The organism is Thiohalocapsa halophila (assembly GCF_016583825.1).
Taxonomy (GTDB): Bacteria; Pseudomonadota; Gammaproteobacteria; order Chromatiales; family Chromatiaceae; genus Thiohalocapsa; species Thiohalocapsa halophila.
Map to the genome: position 1 here is coordinate 45,839 of NZ_NRRV01000008.1, position 14,809 is coordinate 60,647.

General features: G+C 67.7%; 18 protein-coding genes. 13 read left to right on the top strand and 5 right to left on the bottom strand.

The window, feature by feature from the left end:
• Nucleotides 1-328: 328 nt before the first annotated feature.
• Together CKO31_RS04980 and CKO31_RS04985 are read left to right on the top strand one after the other, a co-directional pair.
• Complete coding sequence (locus CKO31_RS04980; protein ID WP_200234590.1) at nucleotides 329-478, top strand: hypothetical protein; 150 nt, start codon at nucleotides 329-331, stop codon at nucleotides 476-478.
• Nucleotides 479-1,253: 775 nt separating this feature from the next.
• Nucleotides 1,254-2,201, top strand: coding sequence for a DUF481 domain-containing protein (locus CKO31_RS04985; protein WP_200234592.1), 948 nt, complete (start codon nucleotides 1,254-1,256; stop codon nucleotides 2,199-2,201).
• Nucleotides 2,202-2,522: 321 nt separating this feature from the next.
• On the opposite strand, the gene CKO31_RS04990 is transcribed toward CKO31_RS04985, so the two are convergent.
• Both CKO31_RS04990 and CKO31_RS04995 read right to left on the bottom strand, forming a co-directional pair.
• Nucleotides 2,523-3,062 (bottom strand): Druantia anti-phage system protein DruA, encoded by a 540-nt coding sequence (locus CKO31_RS04990; protein ID WP_200234594.1) that lies wholly within the window; start codon nucleotides 3,060-3,062, stop codon nucleotides 2,523-2,525.
• Nucleotides 3,059-4,246: a Druantia anti-phage system protein DruA gene (locus CKO31_RS04995; protein ID WP_200234596.1), complete on the bottom strand. Its 1,188-nt coding sequence runs from the start codon at nucleotides 4,244-4,246 to the stop codon at nucleotides 3,059-3,061. Before CKO31_RS04995 ends, CKO31_RS04990 begins: the two co-directional genes overlap by 4 nt.
• A 242-nt stretch (nucleotides 4,247-4,488) precedes the next feature.
• Between CKO31_RS04995 and CKO31_RS05000 the strand changes: the two genes are divergently transcribed.
• Both CKO31_RS05000 and CKO31_RS05005 read left to right on the top strand, forming a co-directional pair.
• Nucleotides 4,489-4,770 (top strand): BrnT family toxin, encoded by a 282-nt coding sequence (locus CKO31_RS05000; protein ID WP_322789094.1) that lies wholly within the window; start codon nucleotides 4,489-4,491, stop codon nucleotides 4,768-4,770.
• Complete coding sequence (locus CKO31_RS05005) at nucleotides 4,748-5,041, top strand: BrnA antitoxin family protein (RefSeq protein WP_200234599.1); 294 nt, start codon at nucleotides 4,748-4,750, stop codon at nucleotides 5,039-5,041. The genes CKO31_RS05000 and CKO31_RS05005 overlap by 23 nt, the downstream gene beginning before the upstream one ends.
• A 178-nt stretch (nucleotides 5,042-5,219) precedes the next feature.
• On the opposite strand, the gene CKO31_RS05010 is transcribed toward CKO31_RS05005, so the two are convergent.
• On the bottom strand, nucleotides 5,220-6,545 hold the full coding sequence (locus CKO31_RS05010; protein ID WP_200234601.1) for a DUF1576 domain-containing protein: 1,326 nt from the start codon (nucleotides 6,543-6,545) through the stop codon (nucleotides 5,220-5,222).
• Nucleotides 6,546-7,152: 607 nt separating this feature from the next.
• On the opposite strand from CKO31_RS05010, the gene CKO31_RS05015 reads away from it, so the two are divergent.
• The 8 genes from CKO31_RS05015 (at nucleotide 7,153) to CKO31_RS05050 (ending at nucleotide 12,869) form a co-directional block, all read left to right on the top strand.
• Nucleotides 7,153-7,755 (top strand): DUF3611 family protein, encoded by a 603-nt coding sequence (locus CKO31_RS05015; protein ID WP_200234603.1) that lies wholly within the window; start codon nucleotides 7,153-7,155, stop codon nucleotides 7,753-7,755.
• Nucleotides 7,756-7,786: 31 nt separating this feature from the next.
• Nucleotides 7,787-8,401: a DUF3124 domain-containing protein gene (locus tag CKO31_RS05020; RefSeq protein WP_200234604.1), complete on the top strand. Its 615-nt coding sequence runs from the start codon at nucleotides 7,787-7,789 to the stop codon at nucleotides 8,399-8,401.
• A gap of 63 nt (nucleotides 8,402-8,464) precedes the next feature.
• Nucleotides 8,465-9,010 (top strand): Na+/H+ antiporter subunit E, encoded by a 546-nt coding sequence (locus CKO31_RS05025; RefSeq protein ID WP_200234606.1) that lies wholly within the window; start codon nucleotides 8,465-8,467, stop codon nucleotides 9,008-9,010.
• Nucleotides 9,007-9,363 carry a sodium:proton antiporter gene (locus tag CKO31_RS05030; RefSeq protein ID WP_200234608.1) on the top strand — a complete coding sequence of 119 codons (357 nt, stop codon included), beginning with the start codon at nucleotides 9,007-9,009 and terminating at the stop codon, nucleotides 9,361-9,363. The genes CKO31_RS05025 and CKO31_RS05030 overlap by 4 nt, the downstream gene beginning before the upstream one ends.
• Complete coding sequence (locus CKO31_RS05035; RefSeq protein ID WP_200234610.1) at nucleotides 9,363-9,707, top strand: cation:proton antiporter; 345 nt, start codon at nucleotides 9,363-9,365, stop codon at nucleotides 9,705-9,707. The genes CKO31_RS05030 and CKO31_RS05035 overlap by 1 nt, the downstream gene beginning before the upstream one ends.
• Entirely contained in the window at nucleotides 9,707-10,681 is a 975-nt protein-coding gene (locus CKO31_RS05040; protein ID WP_200234612.1) for a hydrogenase subunit MbhD domain-containing protein, read from the top strand. The genes CKO31_RS05035 and CKO31_RS05040 overlap by 1 nt, the downstream gene beginning before the upstream one ends.
• Nucleotides 10,678-11,058: an NADH-quinone oxidoreductase subunit K gene (locus CKO31_RS05045; protein WP_207147952.1), complete on the top strand. Its 381-nt coding sequence runs from the start codon at nucleotides 10,678-10,680 to the stop codon at nucleotides 11,056-11,058. The genes CKO31_RS05040 and CKO31_RS05045 overlap by 4 nt, the downstream gene beginning before the upstream one ends.
• A gap of 2 nt (nucleotides 11,059-11,060) precedes the next feature.
• On the top strand, nucleotides 11,061-12,869 hold the full coding sequence (locus CKO31_RS05050) for a complex I subunit 5 family protein (protein ID WP_200234614.1): 1,809 nt from the start codon (nucleotides 11,061-11,063) through the stop codon (nucleotides 12,867-12,869).
• Nucleotides 12,870-12,963: 94 nt separating this feature from the next.
• On the opposite strand, the gene CKO31_RS05055 is transcribed toward CKO31_RS05050, so the two are convergent.
• Both CKO31_RS05055 and CKO31_RS05060 read right to left on the bottom strand, forming a co-directional pair.
• The gene (locus tag CKO31_RS05055) at nucleotides 12,964-13,254 is read right to left on the bottom strand and encodes a hypothetical protein (RefSeq protein ID WP_200234616.1); all 291 of its coding nucleotides are present in this window, start codon (nucleotides 13,252-13,254) and stop codon (nucleotides 12,964-12,966) included.
• A gap of 94 nt (nucleotides 13,255-13,348) precedes the next feature.
• Nucleotides 13,349-14,011, bottom strand: a complete 663-nt coding sequence (locus CKO31_RS05060; protein ID WP_200234618.1) for a response regulator transcription factor — start codon at nucleotides 14,009-14,011, stop codon at nucleotides 13,349-13,351.
• A 333-nt stretch (nucleotides 14,012-14,344) separates the two neighbouring features.
• On the opposite strand from CKO31_RS05060, the gene CKO31_RS05065 reads away from it, so the two are divergent.
• The gene (locus tag CKO31_RS05065; RefSeq protein ID WP_200234620.1) at nucleotides 14,345-14,734 is read left to right on the top strand and encodes an RNA-binding protein; all 390 of its coding nucleotides are present in this window, start codon (nucleotides 14,345-14,347) and stop codon (nucleotides 14,732-14,734) included.
• Nucleotides 14,735-14,809: the final 75 nt, after the last annotated feature.

Genomic DNA, 14,809 nt, shown 5'->3' on the forward strand with positions numbered 1-14,809 from the left:
GCTGGTAGTGCTGCGTATTAGTAGCCGCTCCGGGGCAGAGCATCCTGTTCTGGACCGCAATAGCAAGCAAATCGGCCTTCCACGATGGTTCAGAGCGTAGCAATCGGTCATGACGATGGCGTTACCGCCGTGATTGCTATGCACTAGCGGCTTCAGAGGTCGGTGGTGTCGCTGTCAGTAAGGGTCATGCGATACCGCCCCGCTTCTGCGGACGCGAGACGGCCGCCGGCTGTGGGGGTCGAGGGCGTTGGCGCGCGCGGCTGCAAAGACTTCTGCGCTCAGCGTCTCTGCACAGCTCGTGTGTATTGATAGCGATCCGCAGGCCCTGTTGCGAGAGCAACTGCAACCGGGCGATGGCCTGGAGCAAGTCTGCCAGCAGCGCTTGGTCATCGTCCATAAAGGGTTCGCCGGTACGGACCTCTTCGAGCAGCAGCCGGACCAGCGGGAGCCTTCGTGCCTCGATGTCTCGAGCCAGTAGCAGTGCGGCCTGCTCAGCGTGCGGCGCGGACTCCATGGATCACTCCCAGGGAAAACCGAGCCAATCCTCCAAGTCTCGGAGGGAACTGCCTTGGTCGGCGCCTCCCGGCCACACCGGAAATGCCGAGCGTGGCTCGACCAAGACGTAGCGGTGTGCGCCTGCCCGATCCGTCATGCTGGCGAGCTGCAGGCCAAACCGGCGCGCGAGGTTGCTGACGTGAAGCTCATGTTGTGCTGCGGTCATTTTGTACTGCGATCGTTGCTGGATCCTTCGGGAAAGGAGACGTGCTGGACGCGGACATGGCAAGGCAATGGTGCTTATCACGTGGGAGATTATAGGTATCCGCAGCAGCCCTTAGTGGTGCGTTTTTAGCCTTAATGCAGGCAGAATGAGCATCCGGTCCAGGCCGGAGCAGAGGCTTTCGGCTCACCGCCAAGATTGCTAGGAGATTTTGCAAGGCACAGCCCATAACTCGGTATCTCTTTAGGCGAGTCGCTTCGACCCGCTTGTCCCGCAGCGGTCGCTACCCACTCACAAGCTCCAACACAAAAGTCATTCGGATGCCATGCTGTATCAAGCGCCAAAGACCATTGAATCCTCTTCTTTTAAACTGCCGCGGGCAAGTGACCGTCCCGGCATGGGCTGCCTTGGCAATCGCTGTCGCCGGCGATGGTCGGCGGGACGTTTGGATCGTCCCGGCGACAGGCTGGTGATCCCAAGTGGCACACTGGCTTTGGCTCTTTTGATACAGCCCGTGGCGGCGGACACTATCATCATGCGCAACGGTGACCGTCTCACTGGCGAGGTGGTACGCAAGGAGGGCGGAGAGCTGCTGGTGCGCACCCACTACGCCGGCACCCTCGCGCTCGATTGGACGGAGGTCCGGGAGGTCCAACTGGATGCCCCTGTGCCTGTGCTGCTGGAGGACGAGTCGGTCGTCTCGGTTGGCGCACTTGCACGGCAGGAGGACACCCTGCGCATGGAATCGCCGGCGGCGCGTGAGCCCATGTCTGTGCCGGCGGAGCAGGTGCGCGTGATTCAACCCGAGCCCTGGGAGACGGGCGACGGCGGGCGCTTCAGCGGCCTTGTCAATCTGGCCTTTCAGGACGACACCGGCAACACCGATAGCACCGAGCTGGATGTGGATGCCACGCTGAGCTATCAACGTCGCTGGAGCGAGGTCGAGATCTTCGGGCTACTGGAATACGACACCGATGACGGCGAGCGCTCGACGGACCAATGGAGCCTGAACACCAAGTACATCCGACGCTTCCCGAACACCGCCTGGTATGGTGCGGCATGGCTGCGCTTGAAGCATGATTTCTTCGCCGACACCCGCCTGCGCTCCATTGTCGGGCCCGCCTTGGGCTACAGGCTCCAGCCCGAGGGCGGGGGCAGCTACAGCGCCGAGGTGGGGCCGATACACTTGCATGAGGACTTCTACGACCAGCCAGACCAAGGGTTCTGGGGGCCGGGCGTCTTCGTGAACTTCGCCCAGCCGTTGCTGGGGGAGCATCTGGAATTCTACCTGCACGGCATGGGCTTTACCGCCCTCGGCGACGACGACAAGGATGTGTGGGTCTCATGGACCGGATTCCGAGTGCCGTTGGTCGGAGGCTTCGTCGGCAGCATCGAGTACGAAATCGACCACGACAGCCGCCCGGCCGTGGAGGCCCAGACCACCGACGAGACGGTACGCATCAAGCTGGGTTACGAGTGGTGAGAGCGCGGATGGTCGAAGTGATGTCAAGGCTCCTTCACTCATTTGCCGTGATGGTGAGCAGTTTTTGAAGGCGGGAAGATCCACCACGACACACATCTGCTCGACACCTCGACACCTCGACACCTCGCCACATCGTCTCATTCGGATCAAGGCTACCCCGCTCCGGCGGCATGGCGCGGATCGCTCCAAGGCCAAAGCGCCGGCGGCAAAAGGCTGAGTTTCCCTATGCAGTCCTCGCGTCGCCTGCCGCAGGGGTTTACGGCAGCATCCGGTGGTCGCCGCCCGTACGCGCCTGAAGCGGGAACCAAGTGACCCGCCACGCTACCCACCCCGCGCGATGCGGCTGCGCAAATCCGGCGGCACCGGCGCCCGCAGATAGCTGTCACCGGCTCGCGTTAGCCGGCGCCCGGCCGACGAGGTCTCGATCAGCCCGAGCCGCATCAGGTACTCCGCGACCTCGACGAAGTCCCGCTGATGAGCAAGCCCCAAGGCCTGGCGCAGCGTCGGCTCGGAAGCGGTCCCCTGCCGCTTCAGATAGCGCAGGAAACGCAGCGCTACGTCGCGCCGCACCTCGGCGTTCTTGAGCTGGGAGGCGATGATGGACGGGCCGCTGTACAGTCTGCGGTAGTCGTCGGCGATCTCCGGGGAGAACAGCAGGAGCGCGGCCAGTTTGCCGCCCAGGATGTGGTTGTAGGGCGCGATGGCACCGCAGGTGCTGACCTCCATGAGGTTGATCCCGGCGTAACGGCTCTTGAGTGTGTCCAGGATGGTTTGCAGGGCGATGACGATAGACTCCCGGGTGACCACCGCGGGATAGGCGGACGGGTCGCAGAGGTTCTCGCGGGCCTCGCGCAGCGTCATCCGGGCCTGGAGCAGTTCCGCCAGCAGTGTCGCCCGCTTTCGCGCCACGAGATAGCGGCGCGCCTGCTGCATGATCGGGTCGGAGGCGGGCTTGGGCTCCAGGTTGAGCATCGCGTCAGCGACGGGGGGATGAGGGGCGAAGATGGGTTCTCGATGACGTCAGCGACCCGCGGCTGCTTGATCCGGCGCAGGGTCGCGTCGCGGCTCTGGTCGAAGTCGCGGGCGGCGTGCCGGAGTCTGGCAATGACCGCCGGCGTCGGCGCGGTCTGCTCCTCGTCGGTGAGCAGTCCTTCAGTGGCGACATCGGCCAGCGCGTCGGCGATGCGCGCCTCCATCCATGCGTATTCGCTGCGGAGGCGCTCGCCGTCGCCTGCGGCGGCCGCGTTGTGCAGCGACTCGATCAGGGCTTCCCGACTCCAGCCGAGGTCGCGCTCACGCAGAGCGCCCATCTGCAAGGCGGAGTTGTTGAGCCCGATCAGTCCCATCACCGCATGGCAGGGGTGTGCGGCGTCCCGCACCAGATAGAGTAGCTGGCGGCCGGGGGTGGTGGTCTGCGGGATGGACCAGGTGTAGCGAAAATACCGCCAGATCTCCCGCAGGCCATGGCCGCTCCAGGGATCGGTTGCGTCCGCCCTGACGAGCTGCAGGTAGGGGCGCACGGGGATGGAGTCAGCCTCGCTGACTGATTCCGGACTGGGCTGGAGCGCCCGCAAACGGGCGTGCAGCTCCGTGCCGTCCGCGATCAGCAAGGTGACCGGCTGCTTGCCGGACCTGGCGTCCGGGTGCTCCATGCGCCGCACGAACTGCCGCACGGCGGGATCGCCCAATTGGGCGGCAACCGCGGGCCGGAACATGGCGCGGGTCTGGGCCTTCTGCGCCTGAACCTCGTCTGGCGTCAGCCCATGTAACCGGACCGGCTGGGCCACCAGCTCGATGCCGTAGCCGGCTTCGCGTATCTCCCAACCCATTCGGTGCAGGTCGACCAGCAGATGGGCCACTGCCGCGTAGGTCAGCCGGCGCGCTTGGTCCAGTCCCGGCTGGGTGCGGCACCAGTGGACCTCGTCGCGTAGGAGTCTGCGGCGCTGCGGCTCATCCTCGAGCGAGGTGCGCCCGAGGGTGCGGGCAAGTGCGAGGTAGCGCTGGGCGCTGATGCCGGAAAGCGGCGGGCGGATGGGGACGATCATCAGACGAAACGGTTTTCCTAATCGCCGCAGCGGAAGCGCCGCTACGGTCTGCTGGCGCCAACCCTCGGACGCGGCCACAAGGAGAGGACGTGCAGCCCCCTTGAGCGCGGGCTAGGGGCCGAGAGGCTAGCTGCGGCGGTCTGCTTGGTCAACATTCGGTGGCTCGTTCGCGAACCGCGATTTGGGTTGCAATAGCCACCTGCCCCTTGTTCGTACATTCTTTTGTACATACACTTGAGCCCGTGCAGATCGAATTCGACCCCGAGAAGGCCGCGGCCAACCCCCTGAACCATGATGGCGTGACTTTTTCCGAGGCGCAGGCGGCGTTGCTCGATCCCTACGCGCTGACCCGGGAAGACGTGCACGCAGATGGGGAGCCTCGGTTCGTGACGCTCGGGATGGGTGCCAAGGGGCGGATTTTGATCGTGGTGTGGACTCCGCGCGAGGATCGCATCCGCCTAATTTCCTCCTGGAAGGCCAACCAGCGCCAACGTCAACGTTATGAACGCCAATTCCGATCCTGAATACGCGCGTTACGCCGATCTGGACTTTGACGATGCGAAACCCGTGTCGGAGATCCCTGCCCTTGCCCGACTGCAAGCCGAACAAGGCGGAAAGTCGCGGATCACGATTCGTGTCGATAACGCCACCCTGTCAGTCTTCAAGGCTCATGCGGAGATGACGGGCGGAAATTACCAAACCCTGATGAACGAAGCCCTGCGCCAAGTGGCGCTGGGATATACGTTGGCCGAAGTGGTGCGGGAAACGATCCGGGCCGAGTTGCGGGAGAAGTAGCGGTTCGGCGGCTTGCGGCGCTCGATGGCCGCAATGGTATCGAGCATACCCGCAAACACCGGTCGCGGCTCGTGCGTCGAACCTCGCATCCAGTTACAGGCAACCGGCAGTAAGTCCGGGGCCGCACATGACGACAGCGCGCGCCAGACCGATGCTCCGCATTGCCGGTAGTTGTCGGTCAATCCGGGCTACCCGCCCTCGTGTCGGCACGACGCTGCCGACCTTCGCGAATGGCGAAAGCAACCGGCGCGAGTATCGACGCGACAATGCCGGCGGCGAAGCCGTTGTTGTACAGATTGAGCCCGCCGTGCACGCCGCCGACGGTGAGCGCCGCAGAGGAGTGGATGAAGCCGGCCACGATGCCCCACTGCCAGCCGAAGTGCCCGGCGATGGGTGCCAGGTTGGTGGCGAAGAGGGCGGCGAGCTGCAAGGACGGATCGGCGGCGCCCAAGGGCTTGAGCAGGGTGCCGAGAAAGACGCCGGCCATGATGGGCAGGATGTTCAGGATGTGCTTGCCGAAGGCCGCGAAGCCCGCGACGGAGAGCAGGGCGCCGATGACCGGGCCGTTGAGGTCGCCGCCGACGGCGAGGATGTAGCCCGTGGCCAGCAGACCGCTCAGCCCCATGTTGATCAGCGTCGCCCCCAGGCCGGCCAGGGCGATGAAGTCGCTCGGCGCCTGTCCGGAGGCGCGCAGCAGCTCCTTCAGCCGGCGCGGCGCGGAGCGGTCCAGTGCCAGCCCCAGGACGGCCAGCGACGCGAACAGCACGCCGATGAAGCTGCCGAGCAGCAGGTTGTTGCCGGTGGTCCAGACGAACACCGGGTCCGGCACGAAGCCATAGGACTTGTACAGCGCCACCACCAGCGTCCCCACCAGGCCGGCAGTGAAGCCTATGTTGTAGAGCGCGAAGCCCATGTGGGCCTTGAACAGCTGCGCGGCGGCGGGCGCGAGGATGAAGCCGATCCCGACCCCGGTGACCGTGGCGAGCGGAATGCTGACGGTGAGCGTCAGCGCGCTGCTGAAGAGGATCTCCGAGACGACGGGCGCCAGCGCCACCCCGAAGAAGGCGGTGTTGATATGCTGTGCGAACGGCTCGCCGCGGAAGCGGGCATAGAGCCAGACACCGGCGGCGATGAACCAGACATTGAGCAGATTCTTGCCGAACAGCCCGAAGCCGAGCACCAGGAACAGACAGGCCACGGCGGCGCCGGTCATCCGCGCCCGGGCCAGGTAGTAGACGCCGCACACCGCGAGCGTCAGCAGCCCGGCGCTCGTCAAACCGCCGCCGATACCGCCGACGCCGAAATAGTCCGTGAGCAGGGTGTCGCGCGAGGTCAGGATGGCGACCAGGCCGCGTGCCACGTCGGCGGGGCCGTCCAGGACGACGCCGAAGGCGACGAAAGCCGCCGCATAGCCGCCGACGATGGCCAGTATGAGATGATCTTGGTGGCTGCGTTGCGCAGTGGCCGATGGTGCGGACGCGCGGCTGGCGTCGTTTGCGGACATAAGGTCTCTCGGCCCGGGCAATCGGGCAGGGCCACCGAATCGGCAGATGGTAGCAGGGTGGCGAATGGGCCGGCGACGGCCATTCCCTCTGCTTGACGGCCGGGGCCGAGCGGGCGCTTGGGCGCAGGATCGGCGGCGTGCGGGCGCTTAGCCGATGCGCTCTAAAACTGTGCATGGGCGGTGCTTTGCGCTTGGCTCTATGGACCGCAACGGCGAGCCTTGGCTTTGCTGCGGGGTGGCCGACGGCAAACGCCGTCCGCCGTGGCCGATCACAACGCGGGGAGGAACTTGGCATGAACGGTGCTCCGACGCCTTGGCGGCGGCTCTGCGAGGAGTCGGTCTCTACGGCTGCAACGCCTATCTGCTCGGCATCGCGCTGCCCACCTTCCCGGTCCCGTCACCAGTGTTGTGGGTTCCTGCTGCCGCGGCTCGAGCGGGCGGGCGCCAGGGACCCGGCCGCGTCTTGAGCGGCCGGCGCGGCTGGAGCGCCTGCGTGCACCGTCGGCGGCCGTCGTCACGGTTTCTTGCGCCAAAAGCCATTTGGGCGGTGTTAGTATTCCGCAGCCGCGTCCACTTTCGGTCACACATCGATTAAGGAGACTCATTTATGCCCGTTGCACCCTGGCCCCCGGCAAATCCAGAACAACTCGGGGGGAGTTTCACCAAGCTCGGCTGGATCGGCTTCTTTGTTCAGCTCGCGTTGCTGACCGTGCCGCTGTTGCTCGCGCTCTACATGCTCTTCGGCTTCGCGCCGGATTCCCCAGCCCGCCGAGGCATCGACCTCAGCAACTACCTGTCCTGGGGCAGCCTGATCGTGACCATCTTCACCGCCATCTGGTTCTTTCGCTACCCGCGGCTGGGGCGGCGCATTGCAGACGGTGACCCGAAGCTGAGCGGTGCAGGCGTGCTCAAGACCGTTTGGATCGGTATCTGGGCCGGTGCCATCGGCATTGTGTTCTCCATGCTGATGCTGTTTACGGAGTCCAGCCGCATCCTGTTCGTGATGCTGGCGAACCCGCAGACCGGCCTCATGGTCTCCCCCAACATCGGCGGGGATCCCAACCTGTCGTTATCGGCGCTTGACGGCATCAGCCTGCTGACGCTGCTGATTCTGCTGACGGCGGAGCTGGTGGTGCTGGGGCTGTCGATGTGGCTGCTCTACAGCACGGCGACGCCGGCTAGCACCAAGACGGCGAAAGCGGCGGCATAAGCCCGGGTATCGTTCGGGCAGGCCAGCGCAGATGTCATCGCGCATACCGGACTCCGCGGGCGCCTCGCGCCGGGAGCTGGCGGTGTCGGCGCTCGCGGCGGCTGTCGCCGTGGTGCTGATCCTGGCCCTCGGCTTCCTCGCCGGGCGCTGGCAGGTACTGGACGAGCGTCCGGTGTTTCAGCCGCCGACGTCCAGCCTGCCGCGGCTGCCCGAGCGCCTGGCGGCCCAGGGCCGCAGCGTCTATGTACCGGCCTACTCCCACATCTATCGCAACACCGGCGAGACGGTGCCGCTGGCCATCACCTTGAGTGTGCGCAACACCGACGCCGCCGAGCCCATCCGCATCGACCGGGTGCGCTACTTCGACGGCGACGGTCAGCTGGTGCGGGAGCAGTCCGAGGCGCCCCTGGTGCTGGCGCCGATGGCCACCGCGTCCTTCCTGGTGAAGGCGCAAGACCCGAGCGGCGGCTCCGGGGCCAATTTCCTAGTGGATTGGTCGGCGCGGGAGTCCGTGAGCATGCCGCTGATCGAGGCGGTGATGGTCGGCGACGACGGCTTGTCCTTCAAGAGCCGGGGCGTGGCGGCGCAGCCGGAGGCCGCCGCGGCGCGCAAGGACGCGCACGACACGAGCCCGCGCGCCGAGTAACATGCGCCGTCGTTGAGCCCCGGCTGCCGCCGGCCTCGCACGTCACCCTTTGCTGGAGCGGTCATGTCCCCTGGATCGGCGCCACCGCATCGCCTGCGCGCCTTCGTCGTGCGTACGCTGCTGTTGTTCGGTTTTTGGCTGTTGCTGCTGGAGCCGGAATCCCTGGCGCTTGCGGTGATGGGCGTGGACTGGGCCGTCGGCGCCGTCGCGGCGCTCGCGGCAGCGGCGCTGAGTCTGCGGCTGCTCCCCCCTGCGCGGCGTGCGCCGCGCCTTTGGCCGCTGTTGCGCTTCCTGGTGCGCTTCCCGGTGCAGTCCCTGGTGGCGGGGCTGGATGTGGCGCGTCGGGCCCTGGACCCGCGCCTGCCGGTCAGATCTACCCTGTTGCAACACCGAACGGCGCTGCCCCCCGGCACGAGCCGAACGCTCTTCGGCGCGCTCTCCAGCCAGATACCGGGGACGCTGGCGGTGGATCTCGACGACCCGGGTCGGTTGTTGTATCACTGCCTGTATCGGCCCGATGCTGCGGGGCGCGGCTTGGCCGCGGACGAGGCCCTGTTCCGCAAGCTGCTGGGGCAGGGCAGTGCGCGCGGCGGGGAGCCGCCGGCATGACCGCCTTCCTGGTCGGCGCCGGGGTGCTCATTTTGCTGACGGTGCTGCTCGGGCTGCTGCATATCCTGCGCGGGCCCGGCGATGCCGAGCGCATCATGGCCGTCAATCTGCTCGGCACCGGCGGGGTGGCGGCGCTGCTGCTGCTCGGCAGCGCCGCGGACCTGGCCGCGGCGACGGACCTGGCGCTGGTGCTGGTGTTGTTGGCGGCCTTCGCCGGCGTGGCCTTCGTCGCCGGGCTCGGCGCAGCCTCGGGGCGGACGCCGCCGGCCGACGCCGCGGATCGATCAACCGACGAAGGCCCCGGCGCAGCCGCTGCCGAGCCGCCCCGACGGCAGCCGCGGGCGGGCGACTGATGGACTGGCGGGATGTCTTGACCCTGACTCTGGTGAGCCTGGGCGCCCTTTTCTTCGTGGCGGGCTACGTCGGTCTCGCGCGTTTTCCGAATGCCTTGAGCCGCATGCACGCCCTGAGCGAGGTGGACACCGTCGGCCTCGGACTGGTGATTCTCGGCCTGCTGCCCCAGGCGAGCTGGCCCTTCGGGATGCTCAAGCTGATCGCACTGTGGCTGGTGGTGTTGCTCGCCGGCGGCACCACCGGCCAGATGCTGGCCGGAGCGATCCACGCCGGTATCGGCGACAACGACGACGCGGCGAGCGCCGGGTCCAAGCCCGGCAACAGCCGTCGGAGTGCCGGCTGATGCCCGACTTGCCGCTGCCGGACGCGCGCTTTGCGGACATTCCCCTGGGACTCGCGCTCCTGGTGCTGGCCCTGTGGCTGATCGCGACCCGGCGCGACCGCTCGGCCGTGATCGGCTTCACCGCCTATGGCCTGCTGGTGGCGGTGGTCTGGGTGCGGCTCGGGGCCATTGACGTCGCCCTAACGGAGGCCGCCCTCGGCGGCGGTCTCATGGGGCTCTTGCTGCTCACCGCCGCGGCCCGGCTCGGCGAGCCCCGGGGGCAGCCGGCGCCGCCGATGTTCATGCGCCTGCTGGTGGGCCTGCTCTGCGTCGGCGTGACTGGCGTGCTGGCGGTCGTGGTGCTGTCGCTGCCGACGCCGGCGCCCAACCTGGTGGCGGCGGTGGCCGAGCATCAGCACACCACCGAGCTGGGCAATCCGGTGGCCGCGGTGCTGGTGGCCTTTCGCGCTGTGGACACCCTGCTGGAGTCCGTGGTGCTGGCGCTGGCGGTGATCGTGCTCTGGTCCTTCGCGCCCGATGCCGCCTGGGGCGAGCGCCCGCGCACCCTGGAGCTCGGCACCCCGGGCCCGGCGCTGGTGCTGCTGGCACGGCTGCTGCCGCCGCTGGGGCTGGTGGTGGGCGTGCACCTGTTCTGGGCCGGCGCCGACGACCCGGGCGGTCCGTTTCAGGCCGGTGCGGTGCTCGCCGCCATGGCGACGCTGATGTGGCTGGCGCGGCTCGGGGCGCCGCCGCCGGTGCAGAGCCGGCTCACGCGCGTCGGCCTCGTCGTCGGTCCGTTGGTGTTCCTGCTCATCGGCCTCGCTGGCGTGGTCGCCGCGGACGCCTTTCTCGGCTATCCGGAGGGCCTGACCAAGCCCCTGATCCTGATCATCGAGGCGGTCAAGACGCTGTCGGTGGCCGTGGCTCTGGCCCTGCTCGTCGCCGGCCCGCCGGCGTTGCCCGGCAACCATCTGCCATCGCGCGCGGCTTCATGACCCTCTCTGTGACCGAGGCCCAGCTCTACGGGCTCTGCGGCGCCGGTCTCATCGGCATCGGGCTCTACGGCGCCATCCTCGGGCCCAGCGCCCTGCGGCGGCTGCTCGCCTTCAACCTCATCAGCAGCGGCGTGTTCATCGTCTTCGGTGCCATCGCCAGGCGCGGCGGGCTCGCCGGCGGCGCGGCGAGCGATCCGGTGCCTCAGGCGCTGGTGATCACCGGGCTGGTGGTGGCCTTCGCGGCGACGGCGCTTGCGGTGGCACTGCTGATTCGTCTGGCGGCGCTGCAGCCGAAGACGGCGCGGTCGAGCCCCCTCGCAGAGCTGGCAAAGCGTCGCTACGACGCCTTCGACCCTTGGGGGGGCGGCAAGGCCTGAACATGAGCCTGCCGGAGGTCCTTGCGCCGTGGCTCGACGGTCCACGCGCCGCCGAGCTGTTGTTCCCGCTGCTGGCGCTGCCGGTGCTCGCGCTGCTGCTCGCGCCGTTGCTCGGCGCTCGCGGCGCCCGGCTGCTGACGCTGGCGACTCTCCTGCTTGGCTTGGGGCTGGCGCTGGCCGCCGCGGCGGCGCTGACCGCGGCCGATGCACCCCTGGTCTATGCCCTGGGCGGCTGGGCCGCACCGCTGGGCGTGGTGCTGCAGTTGGACGGGCCGGCGGCGCTGATGCTGCTGCTGACGGCCTTCGTGCTCTCGGCCGTGGGCCTGCATGCGGCGCGGGACTTCGGCGTCGCCGCCGTCGGGCGGCGGGCGACCCTCGCGTTCTGGATGCTGCTGCTCGGCGTCTGGGCGGGGCTGAACGGCCTGTTCCTCGGTCGCGATCTGTTCAACCTCTATGTGGCCATCGAGGTGCTCACCTTCTCCGCCGTGCCCCTGGTGTGCCTCAAGGGCGGGGCGGGGCAGCTCACGGCGGCCTTCCGCTACCTGCTGTTCGCACTGCTGGGCTCCGCGCTGTATCTGCTGGGGGCAGGGCTGATGCTGGGCCTGCACGGCACCCTGGATATCGGGCAGATTGCGGAGCGGCTCGGCGGGCTTATGATGGCGGAGGGCGTTGACCCGGCGGCCGCCGATGAGTCCGTCCGCATGGCCTCGCTGGTGGCGGTGGCCCTGATGAGCACCGGGCTGCTTGCCAAGACCGCGCTGATGCCGCTGCATCTGTGGCTGCCGCCGGCCCACGGCGGTGCGCCGGCGCCGGCGAGCGCGGTGCTCTCGGCCCTGGTGGTGAAGGGATCCTTCTTTCTGCTGTTCCGACTGTGGCTGGACCTGGTGCCGGATCTGCGGGCGTTGGACGTGGGCCTGCTGTTGGGGGTGCTGGGCGCCTTCGCGATCCTGCTCGGCAATGCGATGGCGCTGATGCAGGAGCGGCTCAAGCTCTTGGTGGCCTACTCGACGCTGGCCCAGCTTGGCTATCTGTTCCTGCTCTTCCCGCTGGCCGGTGCCGGCGGGCCGGCGGTGACGGCGGCGTTGGTGCAGGTGGTCTCCCATGCCCTGGCCAAAGCCGCTTTGTTCCTGCTCGCCGGGCGGGTGCTGGCGGCCTTCGGGCATGACCGGCTGCCGCGGCTCGACGGCTTCGGTCGGGCGCTGCCGGGGACCCTGCTGGTGCTGCTGCTGGCGGGTCTTGCGCTGGTGGGGCTGCCGCCGAGCGGAGGCTATCTCGTGAAGACGCTCTACGGACAGGCGGCGGGCGCCGACGCCTGGTGGTGGCGGCTGGTGCTGGACCTGGGCGGGCTGTTGTCGGCCGCCTATCTGGCGCGGATTCTGGCGGTGGCCCTGCGGCCGCCGGCGCCCGCAGCGCCGGGGACAACGCCGAAGGCCGGCTCCCGCGTCGGCACCCTGGGCCTGCTGGTGCCCGGGCTGTTGGCGCTCGGGGCTCTGCTGCTCGGGCTGCTGCCGCCGTCGCTGTTCGCGCTGTTGGACATCGGCCGGGCCGATATGGGCTCTGCAACCGCGGTTGCCGAGGTTATGCGGACCGCGCTCACGCCCGCCGTCTTCTGGAGCAGCACCGGGCCGGTGCTCGTGGTGGCGCTGGCCGTAATGCTGTTCCACATCGGCGGCGACTCGGCCTGGCAGCGGGGCATCGGCGCCGCGGGGCGCGAGCTGGCTGGCATCGAGGGCGACCTACGGGAATGGCGCGTCGCCGGCGCCTTGCTGCTGATGATCTTCCTCGCCCAAGTCCTTGCCGTTCTGCCCTGACGGGTCCCGCGGTCGGCGTTGGCGCCGTCGGCCGCCCGCAGCGACGCCGGCGCCGCGGCGCTCGCCATGACGGCGGCTCGCGGCTTGACGGGCGCTAGTCGTCGTCCCGGGCGGCCTTCACCCGCTCCGCCTCCGCGAGGACGTCGATGATCTCCTGCTCGGTGACCGTGCCATCGGCTCTGGCCTGCTCGGCGAGGGGCGCTACCTCCGGGAAGCGCTCGACGACCCGGTCCAGCTTCTGGAGCTGATCGGGGGTAGCCGGCATTTCGATGGGCTGCCCGGCCTGCTCGCTGTTGCCATCGCCGCAGCCCGGCAACAGCAGGGCCGCGGAAAGCACTGCGGGCAGGAGCGGCAAGGTCGGGGCAAGGTGGGCGGGCTTGTGCATGGGCGGGTACTCGATCTGGCAAAGGGGTCAGGCAAGGGCGCCGTCGAACAAAAGGGCGGGGTCGCTGCCGGTGTCTGGGCGGTCCGCAACGGCCTCAGGCCTGGCTCATCTGCCATTCCACGGCATGGCGCACCAGCTCGCCGCCACTGGCGAGCTGCAGCTTGCGCTTGATCTTGTCGCGGTGCGTCTCGACGGTTTTCACGCTCAGGTGCAGGCGCGTGGCGATCTGGGACGTGGAGAGCCCTTGGCCGATGAGCCCGAAGACCTCGAGCTCGCGGTCGCTCAGGTCTTCGATGCTGGAGCTGCCGGCATCCTTTTTCTTGGCGAAGCCGTTGACGAGGCGCTCTACCATGGTCTCGCTGAGGTAGACGCGTCCGCCTAGCACTGTGCGGATGGCGTCCAGAATCTGCTCGATACGCTGGTGCTTGTTGGCATAGCCCAGGGCGCCGGCATTGACGGCACGCTCGGCGAACAGCGCCTCGTCGTGCATGGAAAATACCAGCATCTTGAGCCCGGGTACGTGCGTCTTCAGTCGCTTGATGAGCTCGATGCCGCTGCCGTCTTCAAGCGACAGGTCGATGATGGCAAGATCCGGGCTGGCGTCCTCGATCACTGCGACGGCGTCGCGGACGCTGCCCGTCTCGGCACAGACGGTGAGATCCGGCTCCTCCTCGATGAGGCGCCGCAGGCCTGCCCGGGCCACCGGATGGTCATCCACGAGGACAATGCGGCTGCGGGTGCTCTGCGGTACGGCCATGTCAGTGTTTTTGTCTCCTCACGGACCCGGATGCCAACGACCGCGCGCGCCAGGATGACGGCGGTCAAGCACCAGCGCCGGAGCATGCCAGAGACTTGCCTGCACGCCTATGGCGTTACGCCTTAGTATTTCTGGGGTTGGAATCAGTGGATTGGCGCACGGTAGCGGAAGCGGAGAGCCGGTAAACTCCACCATGCCGGCCGAGCTGACATAGTTCCATCCCCTGCTGGCTTGCCCCTGCTGGCTTGGGTTTCCCGAGATGGCGACCGGCTCCGTTGACAACGGGTCGGGGCATGCCGTTGCAGTGTGCATTCTCAAAACATGAGTTGGGGCATGGCCACCAATAAAGCGTCCCTCCTGCTGATCCTCCCCTCCCTGCCAGCGTCAGTCAATTGCAAGACAATCAGGCGTTTGGTGCGCGATGGATTGGCGGACTGCGGATACGGCAGCCTCGCTCGACTGCTCGCAGTGACACGATGTACGGTTTTGACCGTCACGGACCCCGCCAATGGCCGGCGCGAATACCACGGCCTTGTTCAAGTCAAACCTGCCAAGGCGGCCATGGACGTGATCGAAGCCCTGAGCGGTCAAGAGCTGTGCGGTCGTCAGATCATTGTCAGGCGCTACCAGCAGCGCTCGGGAAGCGGCAGTGAGCTAGGCGCCCCTGCGCTACGCAGCGAGCGTCGGCGCAGAGATTTGAAGCTCGACATCTTCGATATCTGACCGTTTTCGTTTTCTTCTTTCTCAACGAGCTCGACTCAGAGCTTGAGCTGACCCGCGAGATCGGCCGCCGGCTGC